General features: G+C 41.8%; 11 protein-coding genes and 1 pseudogene. 5 read left to right on the top strand and 7 right to left on the bottom strand.

Going from position 1 to position 10,864, the window contains the following annotated elements; genetic code table 11:
- Window positions 1-186: 186 nt before the first annotated feature.
- Window positions 187-1,596 (top strand): annotated as a pseudogene (locus tag H6F92_RS26160) (IS5 family transposase); the annotation flags it as partial.
- Between the two features lie 124 nt (window positions 1,597-1,720).
- On the opposite strand, the gene H6F92_RS16845 reads toward H6F92_RS26160, so the two are convergent.
- The 5 genes from H6F92_RS16845 to H6F92_RS16825 all read right to left on the bottom strand — a co-directional run bounded on the left by H6F92_RS16845 (window position 1,721) and on the right by H6F92_RS16825 (window position 6,540).
- Window positions 1,721-2,491: a peroxiredoxin-like family protein gene (locus H6F92_RS16845; RefSeq protein WP_190358796.1), complete on the bottom strand. Its 771-nt coding sequence runs from the start codon at window positions 2,489-2,491 to the stop codon at window positions 1,721-1,723.
- Window positions 2,488-3,624: an anhydro-N-acetylmuramic acid kinase gene (locus tag H6F92_RS16840; RefSeq protein ID WP_190358795.1), complete on the bottom strand. Its 1,137-nt coding sequence runs from the start codon at window positions 3,622-3,624 to the stop codon at window positions 2,488-2,490. The genes H6F92_RS16845 and H6F92_RS16840 overlap by 4 nt, the downstream gene beginning before the upstream one ends.
- Before the next feature lie 33 nt (window positions 3,625-3,657).
- Window positions 3,658-3,867: a sulfur carrier protein ThiS gene (thiS, locus tag H6F92_RS16835; protein WP_045360769.1), complete on the bottom strand. Its 210-nt coding sequence runs from the start codon at window positions 3,865-3,867 to the stop codon at window positions 3,658-3,660.
- 570 nt (window positions 3,868-4,437) lie between these two features.
- Window positions 4,438-5,397: a hydroxymethylbilane synthase gene (gene hemC / locus H6F92_RS16830; RefSeq protein ID WP_185241014.1), complete on the bottom strand. Its 960-nt coding sequence runs from the start codon at window positions 5,395-5,397 to the stop codon at window positions 4,438-4,440.
- Between the two features lie 231 nt (window positions 5,398-5,628).
- Window positions 5,629-6,540, bottom strand: a complete 912-nt coding sequence (locus H6F92_RS16825; protein ID WP_004162856.1) for a LysR family transcriptional regulator — start codon at window positions 6,538-6,540, stop codon at window positions 5,629-5,631.
- A 175-nt stretch (window positions 6,541-6,715) separates the two neighbouring features.
- Here H6F92_RS16825 and H6F92_RS16820 point away from each other — a divergent pair, with 175 nt between their 5' ends.
- The 3 genes from H6F92_RS16820 to H6F92_RS16810 all read left to right on the top strand — a co-directional run bounded on the left by H6F92_RS16820 (window position 6,716) and on the right by H6F92_RS16810 (window position 9,414).
- Window positions 6,716-7,591 (top strand): aspartoacylase, encoded by an 876-nt coding sequence (locus H6F92_RS16820; RefSeq protein WP_190358794.1) that lies wholly within the window; start codon window positions 6,716-6,718, stop codon window positions 7,589-7,591.
- A 390-nt stretch (window positions 7,592-7,981) separates the two neighbouring features.
- Window positions 7,982-8,494 (top strand): hypothetical protein, encoded by a 513-nt coding sequence (locus tag H6F92_RS16815; RefSeq protein WP_004162853.1) that lies wholly within the window; start codon window positions 7,982-7,984, stop codon window positions 8,492-8,494.
- A gap of 686 nt (window positions 8,495-9,180) precedes the next feature.
- On the top strand, window positions 9,181-9,414 hold the full coding sequence (locus tag H6F92_RS16810; RefSeq protein WP_061431974.1) for a HepT-like ribonuclease domain-containing protein: 234 nt from the start codon (window positions 9,181-9,183) through the stop codon (window positions 9,412-9,414).
- A 227-nt stretch (window positions 9,415-9,641) separates the two neighbouring features.
- Here H6F92_RS16810 and H6F92_RS16805 read toward each other — a convergent pair whose 3' ends face one another.
- Both H6F92_RS16805 and H6F92_RS16800 read right to left on the bottom strand, forming a co-directional pair.
- The gene (locus H6F92_RS16805; protein WP_373276095.1) at window positions 9,642-9,992 is read right to left on the bottom strand and encodes a DUF5615 family PIN-like protein; all 351 of its coding nucleotides are present in this window, start codon (window positions 9,990-9,992) and stop codon (window positions 9,642-9,644) included.
- A gap of 26 nt (window positions 9,993-10,018) precedes the next feature.
- Window positions 10,019-10,306 (bottom strand): DUF433 domain-containing protein, encoded by a 288-nt coding sequence (locus H6F92_RS16800; protein ID WP_002799328.1) that lies wholly within the window; start codon window positions 10,304-10,306, stop codon window positions 10,019-10,021.
- A 273-nt stretch (window positions 10,307-10,579) separates the two neighbouring features.
- On the opposite strand from H6F92_RS16800, the gene H6F92_RS16795 reads away from it, so the two are divergent.
- Window positions 10,580-10,864, top strand: a 285-nt coding sequence (locus H6F92_RS16795; RefSeq protein WP_190358793.1) for a transposase family protein, incomplete at its 3' end; no start/stop codon positions are given.

The raw sequence follows: 10,864 nt of genomic DNA, 5'->3' as shown, positions 1-10,864 counted from the left end.
TTTTATAATTGAGATAGTTTGTGCCGCTTAAATAAAGAGGTTTTGATAACCAAATTAAAGCAGCTCTAAAGAGTTTTGAGTTAAAAGTTAAACTTCAAGTTTTCATTCAGGACAAATGTACTGATTAACTAATTTTCCCCAAAAAATTAGTTAACCCATCATTATAACATATAATTAATTTGCAAGAGTTCTATTCCTTGGCAAAAATTTGAGAAAGAATACGCCAAAAACTTCTCAGAGAAAAAAGGTGCGCCTGCCTTACCATTTAGAATGGCATTGGGAGCATTAATCATTCAAGAAAAATTAGGAATAAGTGATAGGGAAACAGTAGAGCAAATTAAAGAAAACCCTTACCTACAATACTTTATCGGCTTAACAAGCTATCAAGAGGAAGCCCCATTTGACCCAGCAATGATGGTATATTTTAGAAAAAGAATTAAGTTCAAAATAGTTAATAAAATCCCCCAAGAAATGGTGAGAAAAGAGAAAGAAAACCGCGACGGTTTAGAAGATAAAGAACCTCCGGATGAAAAAGAAGAAGAAGGGGAGAAGAAAAATCAGGGAAAATTAATATTAGATGCCGTGCGCCAGCAGATATTAAGTATCCCAGGGATTTAGACATCTTAAATCAAGCCAGACAAGGAACGGAGAAGATTTTAGACCGCCTCTATCAAGAAGTCAAAGGAAAGCTGATAAAAAAACCGAGAACTTATCGAAAAATAGCCAGAAAAAACTATTTAAAAGTAGCGAAAAAACGTCGTCCCTCGCCAAAAGAAAGAAGAAAAGCCATCGGTCAACAATTGGGATATATTAAAAGAAACTTAAGTTATATCGACTCACTCATTGAACAGGGAGCGTCCTTAACTTGCCTAAGTAAAAGACAGTATAAACAGTTATTAGTCATTCAAGAAGTTTATCGTCAACAGCAGGAGATGTGGACAGAGAAAAAACAAAGAGTTGACCAGAGAATTGTCAGTCTAAGTCAACCTCACGTTCGTCCCATCGTCTGGGGAAAAGCGGGGAAAGCCACAGGGGGCAAAACTCTCGGTTTCTTATGTGGATGAGTTTGTTTTCTTAGACCGTTTAAGTTGGGAAAACTTCAATGAATCTCAAGACTTAATTCCTCAAATTGAAAAATATAAAGAGACATATCATTGTTATCCCGAATCCGTTCATGTTGACCAAATTTACCGAACCAGAGAAAACTTAAAATGGTGTAAAGAGAGAGGGATAAGATCAAGTGGATTACCATTAGGAAGACCCTCAAAAACTCGAAGTGCTGAACTCAAAAAACAAGCTCAACTAGATGAAAAGTATCGTAACCGTATTGAGGGCAAATTTGGGCAAGCCAAACGATCTTTTGGACTCGATAGAGTGATGACAAAACTTTCAGAAACTTCAGAAAATAAGATTGCTATTACTTTTTTAGTGCTTAATCTTTCTACCCTGCTACGGCAGGTTTTACTGTCTCTTTTTGTCAAAAATCGGAAAAGTTACTCTTTTCGGTCTTTTCTATCAGTTATCCTGATACTAATTGAGACTTATGAACAGAATAACTTATCATTGAAGGAGCAGAATTTGTCCTTAGCATCATAACTTTTTCCTATCCGATTTTTTCAGCAGACCCTAAGTAGTTGGACAAGATTAAAGTTTTTTAGCCATCAGCTAGAAAAGCTAAAAGGCAAGAGTTGGAAGTGGGCGAGATGCAGAAGAAAAAAGCTTAATCCCGCAAAAAAGCGAGGGGATAACTCATATTCTCAGCAAAGCCCAAGATACCTCGATCTCGATGCTCATAGAGTAAATTTCCTTGATTATCAAATAAAAAAGTCCCTCCCCGTTGGGTGAGATAACTACTATCGGGGATATATGTTGACCAATTGCCCAAAACTTGACTCATATTACGGAGTCTCAGGGTGGCTAATTCAAAAGGTCGCTGAAAACCTTGACCCCCAGCAAGATTGAATAGGGAACCCCGGAAAGGTGGTAAAGGCCGCGCTTGCATTGTTTCCTGCTCGGCAATTAATTGGGGGGCTTTGCGATCGCCAAGATAACCCCGCAGCACTTCGGCCAGAGTCCCCGGACTACCCACACCCGCACACATGAAAATTAGATTTAACCAGGCATTTTGTCCGGGAGAAAATCCAGGTAATTTTACCGATAAACCCCGATAAAGTCCTAATAAATTGTGTAATTCGGCTTTGGGGTCAACAAACAGCCAATCTTGCCGAAATTTCGTATATTCAGAGAATTTCAACCCTGAATTGCAATCGCCGATACCGATAGCACGAATGGTAATCCCGGCATTTTGCCAAAGGGCTGCCTCTTTTTCTAACCACCAAGCGTATTCGAGACTGTCAAAATCTCCCAATTGCGGCCAAACAAGAATTAAAAGACGTTTGTAATCAGTACAATCGCTTAAAATTGGCACTATTTGACCGTCGCTGACCCTTTGGCGTTGAATTGTTGAAAATATTTCATAGCTGCTGCTCATAGGTAAATTTCTCCCAATAAAACCGCTGCTTTTGCTCCCGTGACTTTCGGTAAATTACCGGGGAAATTGTGCCAGCGCCAATAGGCCAAGAGGGCAAAAGCGATCGCTTCTTTAAAATCGCTATTTAATCCTACCTCATCAGTGGTCAAAAGCTTGACATTTGACCCCAAATGTGCTAGGAGTCGTTGCCGCAGGTAGGCATTACGAGCGCCACCACCGCAGAGCAGCACTTCCGCGGGCATTTCTGGCAAAAAGGTTTGATAGCTGTGGGCGATCGAAATGGCGGTTAAATCAGTTAAACTAGCCAACCAGTCGGCATCACTGAGGCAATAAGCTTGGGCATCCTCGCGCAATTGGGCTAGATAGGCGGGGCTAAATAACTCTCTGCCAGTGGATTTAGGGGGATATTGTTGAAAATAAGGCTCCTGTAGCCATTTATGAACTAATTCGGAGCAGGGTTGACCCTGGGACGACCATTGACCGTTATAGTCGTAGGTTTGTTGGCCTTGGCTCAAAAATTGTACGGCCAAATCGATGAGGACATTGCCGGGACCGGTATCCCAACCGAAAATTTTTTGCTGCCAATTTTCCCTTTGTCGGGGGGGTAGATAGGTTAAATTGCCAATACCGCCGATATTTTGGACGCAGCGGGTTTTAGTGGGGTGAGAGAGCAGATAAGCGTCAATTTTCGGCACTAGGGGCGCACCGTGACCAGCTTGGGCGATATCGGCAGCGCGAAAATTACTAATGGTGGGAATACGGGTAATTTTTGCGATCGCCGCTCCCCGTCCTAATTGTACCGTGTAACCGAGGCGATCGTTTGCGGGGGGTCGATGAAAAACGGTTTGACCGTGACTGCCGATTAATTGGGCTTTTGGGGCTTCTTTTTGGATATTTAAGGCAGCTTGGGCAAATTCTGCGGCGATATCATCATCTAAGCTGGCTAAAGCTTCAATAGATAGCTTTTCTCCCCCACAGACTTGTAAAATTGTCTCGCGTAATCGGGGGGAATAGGGATAGGTTTCCCCTGCTAATAACTGCACCTGTGGAGATTCAACCGTACCGCTAATCTCCACTAAAGCGGTATCGATGCCATCCACCGATGTGCCACTGATTAAACCGATAACTAACAAGTTTTTTCCCTCAAGTGTCGATTGTTGATTATTTTATCCCCCTCCGACAATAGTAACAATTTCTAATTTATCTCCCTCTTTGATTTCCGTGTTTTCCCAATACTGACGATGGAGGATTTCTCCGTTATATTCCACTGCAACTAACCGAGGATTCATGCCCAAATTTTCTAACATTTGCGGTAGTTTAGTTTCCGGTAAACAGGTTTGAGTTTTGCCGTTAATTTGCAAGGTTATTTCTGACATAGTTTTGAAAGTAAAAGGCTCTCCCGTACTTGTGGTGATCAGCAAAAGTTATCTAAGGCAGGGCTTAGGCCATAAGTCCCCACAGAACTACTAACCTAGGGTAATGTAGGGGCATAATGCTTGCGCCCACAATGTAATGTTCACCAATACTTTACACCATGATATCGAGAGAGCCAAGTAAAAAGGGGTGATAGGGAGACTTTTCGGTGATCAGCTTCTGAAGGCAAGAGTCACTCATGCAAGAGGCTTCGACGGTGAGCTCAGCCGAACCGCCGAACCGCCGAACCGAGCCAGTAGTCTCCGAGTCAGGAGAATTAAGAATGAGCATTAATCAATTAAATGCTCTATTTAGGGATTTTAGGCAATTTTATGCCTATTTTTTTCATTTTTGAACTCTCAAAAAATTAATTATGCAAGAACTCTATTGTCTTTGAGTAAAAAATGCCAGTTATAACCGTGCAAAGTATATCCACCGAACTGAAGTTAATTAGAGTTTACTGACAAAGTCTTTCGTCGGGTGTAGGGTGGGTTAGATTTATTTAGCTAACCCCACTTAAGACTGATAACTGATTATCGTCCCACTTCAGCGAAAATCTCGGCTAAAATCTCTCCAGCACCAGCCTCGCGCACTTTATGGGCTAAATCTCGTCCTAAGACTTCCCCATGGCTAGGATCACCGCTAACCGAGTCCTTAATCAGGCGCTTACCGTCGAGACTGGCCACCATACCCGTTAAAGTGAGGATACCATCCTCGATCGCCGTATTGACTCCGATGGGAACTTGACAACCCCCCTCCAACTCGCGTAAAAAAGCGCGTTCAGCATAGCATCTATCGCGACTAGGGGCGTGTTCCAACACTTTTAGGACTTCCAAAACCTCCGGATCTCCATCGCGGCATTCTATCCCTAAAGCCCCCTGTCCCACCGCATGGAGAGAAATCTCCGCCGGAATAACCTGATGAACTCGATCGCCTAATCCTAACCTTTCCAATCCCGCTACTGCCAGAATAATCGCGTCGTATTCTCCCGCGTCCAGTTTTGCCAGACGGGTGTTAACATTGCCGCGCACATCTTTAAAAGTCAGATGGGGATAATGGTAACGCAACTGGGCTAATCGCCGCAGGGAAGAAGTCCCCACCACTGCACCTTCCGGTAAAGTGTCTAATTGATAGTCTTGATTTTGGCTATTTACCACCAAAGCATCGGCCGGATTAACCCTTTCGGTGACGCAACCCAAGATTAACCCTTCGGGTAAATTAGTGGGCAGATCCTTGAGAGAATGGACGGCAAGATCGATCGATCTATCCAACATTCCCACTTCTAGTTCTTTGGTAAATAAACCCTTATCACCGATTTTCGCTAGGGCCACATCGAGAATTTTATCGCCTTGGGTACTCATCGTCTCCACCTCAAACTGTCGATGGGGGTGGTGTTTACTCAATTCTGCCTGTACCCAATAGGTTTGTACTAGGGCTAACTGACTTTTACGCGAACCGATACGCAGGGAACGAGGAGGACTAGAAACGGACATATCTGAAGTAGGAATTTAACTAAACATCTATCGGACTGCTCGATCTAGACTATCCTGATCTCACCCCTGTTGAGTAATCACTTTCTAGGCTAGGGGTAAATAGTTACATCTCTTAATATTTTTAGGGAAATGGAGTGATGGGTGATGAACAGAAGTTATTAAAAGAGGGCGAATGCAATTCGCCTCGCGTGGGATCGATTGTTCTGGCAATCACTGATTTTGGCGAGGGAGTTACTCTAGAGCATCGCTCTCCAGTTGTCTGTAGGAGTGGATAAAATCCAGAAATACCGGTAATACTTTCGAGGAATCATTGTCAGGCCAGACCGCCATTAAATTACAGGTCTGGTTCTGTTCGAGAAGCGAGCGATAGATCACCCCATGGCGTTGGAGATTTCGGACACTTGCGGGAAGAATACTAATCCCAGTTCCTCCTGCGACTAATCCCAAGATCGTGACCATAAAAAGGGCGGTTTGAGACACTTTCGGCTCGAATTTCGCTTGAGAGCAGAGAAAATAGATCTGTTCGGATAAGCCACCAGAAACATTATGCAGGGGTAGGATAAATTCTTCCTCTTTTAAATCGTTTAGGGAAAGGGCAGAACGTTCCGCTAATGGATGGTTTTTCGGTAAAACCAAGACGAGCGGTTCCCGATCGAGGATCGTCATCTGGAAGGAAGTATCTTCCCAAGCTTCCCGATAGCTATAGAGAAAAATTATATCCATTTGCCTTTCGCGCAATTTTTGCAAGATTAGGGCGGTTTTTTCCTCGTGCATAATTAATTTAATGTCGGGATTCTCTTGGCGGAAAGCGAGCAATATCTCGGTAAAAATACTATTGGCGATCGAGCCAGTAAAGCCGATCGTTAAAGTTCCCGATTGTCCTTTATCGATCGATCGGGTCTTATAGACCGCTCGCTCTAACTGTAGTAAGGTGGTGCGCGCCTCTTCTAAAAATGCTTGTCCCGCGGTGGTCAGTCGAAGCGGACGACTTTGGCGATCGAATAGTTTGACCTCTAATTCCTTTTCTAGCGCTTGAATCTGCTGACTAAGGGGAGGTTGGGCGATCTGTAACCGTTGCGCCGCTCGGCTAAAGCTCAATTCGTCCGCTACGGCGACGAAATAACGGAGGTGACGGAGTTCCATAGAATTCTACTATACATATAAAATATACTAGCTTAATTAAATTAATATTTGACATATACTAAAGGTTTCTTTAATCTAGAAAGTAGCGGGGAAAAGAAATAGCGATCGGCGAAAAAATGCAGAGACCGTCGCTCGAAAAATTGAAAGTTAGCCAATGAAAGCAAGGAGATTATCTATGACTTTGGAATCGATTCGGAAGGTCGCCATCGTCGGGGGAACCCATGGCAACGAGTTAACGGGAGTCGCGTTAGTGAAAAAATTCGAGCGCTTTCCTGAACTGATCCGACGGGAGAGTTTAGAGGTGCTTGCGCTCCTTGCGAACCCGCGAGCGATCGCTGAAACCCGTCGCTACATCGATCGAGATTTAAATCGTTGTTTCGCCGTTCACGAATTGAGCGATCCGGGTTTGACGGGTTACGAAGAGAAACGGGCCAAGGAAATCAAGGCTATCTTACATCCTACCCATGGCTCGGGCGTGGATTTTATTATCGATCTACACAGCACGACTGCGAGTATGGGAATGACGATTATCCCGTCGAACGAAGATGCTTTTAACTTACAGCTAGCGGCTTATTTGCAACAACAAGATCCCTCGGCGCAGATCTGTTTAGGAGATCGGCAAGATTCGTCGAGATTGCGCTCGCTCTCTCGATTAGGTTGTACCGTGGAAGTTGGTCCGGTAGCGCAAGGTGTCTTGGATGCGCGGATTGTAGAGCGAACCGAAGTGATTGTCCATAAAATCCTCGATTATCTCGACGCGAGAAATCGGGGACGCTCGCTCGCAGGTTCTTCTAGCGTCACGGTCTATCAAACTCTTAAAGCGATCGATTTTCCAAGAGATCCATCGGGAGAGATCGACGCGATGGTTCACGAGAGATTGAAAGATTACGAGCCGTTAAATTTCGGTGACCCACTCTTTATTTCGTTTTCAGGTGAAACATTTTTCTATCGAGAACAAGCCACTGTTCATCCCGTATTCGTGAACGAAGCGGCGTATCGAGAAAAAAGAATCGCGATGATTTTTAGCGAGAGAAAAAAAATCGTCCTATAGCGATACTTTTCTCTAAGAGTTCATTAAAACGCTCGCTCTACAGCATTTTTCAGTTTGAGCAAGTACACCTCCAAGCTTAATCAAGTATCTGGCAGCTCCTGCCTGTCTTGATGAAGCCAGAAGTGCTGTAAATTATTTTTTCCCAGTATCGAAAGTAAGCCTAAATTCTTCTGTTTCTTCAAGTTTTAGCTATCGATCGAGAAAGCTCCGCGTCTGCAATCATTAGTGAGCGTATCTTTAGTATGATCTCGCCAATTGCGGTCTTAAGCAAAGATTAAATATTTAAGAGATTAGAAGACAAATTAGATACGATTATGATCAGATTTAGCAAGAAAAACCTCTTATAGACGATTAACAAACCTTAAAACTAAACCTAGGTGGATCATCGATATGTCTAATCAAAAATTCAGTTGTTTGGGATGTTTAGGAAGTTTAGTTATCTTTATTGTCATCGGCTCGATCTTTTTCGGGGGTGGAATTCTTATGAGATTAGGAAATTTTTACTTAATGTTAGGTCATCCGATCGAGAGAGAACGGGTTATGTCCGACTATATTGATGAAATAGAAAATCATAAAGATATAGTCGAGAAAGCGGTTCAGGAATTCCACGCTCAACTAGATAGAGGTAAGTGCGAAGAAATCTATAATCGAGCGAGTGAGTTATTAAGAAAAAGCAATTCTCTTAACGATGTGTTAAAGCTATGCGAAACAACATCTCGTATTTTTGGTTCTCGAAAATCAACTCAAGTGATCGACACATGGATACAACCGCCTCATCCAGAAAATTATATTTTGACTCGATACATAACTCAATTTTCTAAGGGTGTGGTGCAAGAAATTTTTATTTGGTCAGTCAAGAATAACAAAGCTGAATTAGTTAATTACACATTTTCTCAGATATAGCAATCCTAAACATTTTCGGCTCTACCGAACCTGTCATGTAAAACTATTAACAACTCATGCTTGTAAAGTTTGTACAATAGGGCTTTGAGTTTTTGTTAGATTGATATTTATCAACTTTAGAGCATTGTTCGACAGAGAGGGAGCTTGGGGAATTTTCTACAGTGTAAGTTCGGAAGAACCACATTTTCTAAAAACAACTGTATTGATTAATTTTAGGAAAATCAAATTTATGATCATCAATACAAAATTCAAATAAAAATTTGACAATCTTAAAAGACTTGCATAAATACCAGTATTTTCTTAAAAAGTTTTTCCCTTGCAACCAAACATCTTCCACTGGATTTTGTTGTGGAGCATTCGGTGCCAATAAAATACAAGTAATTGGCCATTCATTAGCTTTCTTTCCCTTATTTATTTCTTCTAAGAACTCTTTGAACTATGCAAATTTATGATAACCTGCTCCATCCCCAATAAAAATCATTCTTTTATCTTTATACTCGTTTTGCAAATATTTTGCAAATTTAACTGTTGATTCGACCTCTCCCGAACGGTAACATTCAACATGAAACTTCTTGGTAAGTACCTAAGCAAAATTAATTACACATATCTAACCCCCTCTTGCCTTTTGCCTCTTGCCTTTTGCCTATCTTCACTAAGAAATTAATTTTGCACGACTACTTACCACTATGAGAGATGATCCCGAACGCTTGCGAGATATTTTAGAAGCAATTGAGCGTGTAGAAAAGTATGCTCGACCGGGAAAAACCGTGTTTGAACAACGGCGAGATGCCAGCGATCTAAGAAACTTAACTATTCATGAATACCTTTGTATTAATCTAGAGATTATTTGGGATATTGTTGAAAATGATATTCCTGCTCTAAAAGGACAAATCGAAGCTATTTTACAGGAATTTATTTGACGAAACCCAACCCAATTACTTAAATGTCGGGTTTCACTATCGTTTAACCCCACCTACTTTATTCTTCGATTTACTTGATAGCTACCAGCAAAAGATGGCCACTGCTAATACTAAATCTGGTTATTAAAAACTGATTATTTATTCTCCCTTTTACCTTTTGCCTCTCCTGATATGTAGTCTATAGTCAAAGGATTTAGTATAAAGCAGACAGTTATCTGTTCACTATCTTAAGAAATCCAGTGGCTCAAAAATTCTAGTTGCCCCTGCATTTCTTCCGGTGACTTGGTGTTAATCAACTTTAATACTCCGCGCATCAAGTCACCGATTCCATATCGTTGTTGTGGAGCTAAAATAATTCCAGGATGAGATAAGCCCTGCTCAATTAGAGTAGTATGCAATCGATAAAAGTCTCTTGTATTGAAACTAAAAATAACCCGACCGTTTTGTCTTGCCCAATCCATTTGTTCCTCATCCGATCGATAGAGCATTCCCACATCTGCAACTGTCAACACATCCACACTGCGCGATCTTAAGGCTTGTACGAAGTCCTCATCCATAGAGTCTTCGTCAATGTACAAAAGTATCTTGTCCATCTAAAAATTGGTTAAGCCTTTTTGCCGTGTAATAATGCCAGCTTCCAGTATTCAGCGTCTTCCTCAGCCAAATCTGCTTCAATCTCATCGCGATTAGCATGATAATAAGCCAAAGCAGCATAAACTTGGGCAAGGCTTAGATGGCTCATACGGCGAGCGATTTCCTCTGCACTTGCACCTTGCTTATATAAAACAACTACTCGACGAACAGAGGTTCCTGTCCCTGTAATGACTGGACGATCCTTACCAATATCTGGGGAACGGGTGACTAATGTGCCTATATCAGTAGCAGTAGTCATAGTTTGTACTTTGGTGATGAGCCGTGGATTACTCCCCAGTCTAACATTAATTAAGAGAAAGCTTGAGAGATTTTCAGGTTTGCCGATTTTTACTTGATAGCCACCGGCAAAAGATAGCCACTGCTAATACTAAATCCAGTTATTAAAAACTGATTATTTATTCTCCCCAACCCCCCACCCCCCTAGGGCTGTTTCATTCTCCCATCAGAATATCAAAAGTAAAAGCGATCAATATCAGGTAAAATGATAAGTGACCGGCAACTTTTCAAATATATGTTGAGCTTAATAGAAAAACTGAAACAAGTCAAGGACTTTCGGAAAGATCAAGGAAAAAGACACCCTTTATGGATAGTATTAGTAGTAATAACACTGGGAACAATGCTAGGATACTCAGGTTATAGAGAGCTAGGAGAGTTTGCTAAAAATAATCGGCACAGGCTCAGTCAAGAATTTAACATAATTCCAGAAAGAGTCCCATCCTCTTCAACAATTAGAAGGGTAATGATGGGAGTTGAATGGCAGAGTTTGTTAAAAATGTTTAATGAATGGGCATTAGAA

The sequence above is a fragment of the Microcystis wesenbergii FACHB-1317 genome, assembly GCF_014696875.1.
GTDB lineage: Bacteria > Cyanobacteriota > Cyanobacteriia > Cyanobacteriales > Microcystaceae > Microcystis > Microcystis wesenbergii_A.
This window is presented reverse-complemented; position numbering and strand designations above follow the sequence as displayed.

Bases quoted from the DNA above. Each gene is read 5' to 3' on its own strand.
- H6F92_RS16845 (WP_190358796.1), bottom strand. From the start codon at position 2,491: ATGAGCAGCAGCTATGAAATATTTTCAACAATTCAACGCCAAAGGGTC.
- H6F92_RS16820 (WP_190358794.1), top strand. From the start codon at position 6,716: ATGACTTTGGAATCGATTCGGAAGGTCGCCATCGTCGGGGGAACCCAT.
- thiS (WP_045360769.1), bottom strand. From the start codon at position 3,867: ATGTCAGAAATAACCTTGCAAATTAACGGCAAAACTCAAACCTGTTTA.
- H6F92_RS16800 (WP_002799328.1), bottom strand. From the start codon at position 10,306: ATGACTACTGCTACTGATATAGGCACATTAGTCACCCGTTCCCCAGAT.
- H6F92_RS16825 (WP_004162856.1), bottom strand. From the start codon at position 6,540: ATGGAACTCCGTCACCTCCGTTATTTCGTCGCCGTAGCGGACGAATTG.
- H6F92_RS16815 (WP_004162853.1), top strand. From the start codon at position 7,982: ATGTCTAATCAAAAATTCAGTTGTTTGGGATGTTTAGGAAGTTTAGTT.
- hemC (WP_185241014.1), bottom strand. From the start codon at position 5,397: ATGTCCGTTTCTAGTCCTCCTCGTTCCCTGCGTATCGGTTCGCGTAAA.
- H6F92_RS16810 (WP_061431974.1), top strand. From the start codon at position 9,181: ATGAGAGATGATCCCGAACGCTTGCGAGATATTTTAGAAGCAATTGAG.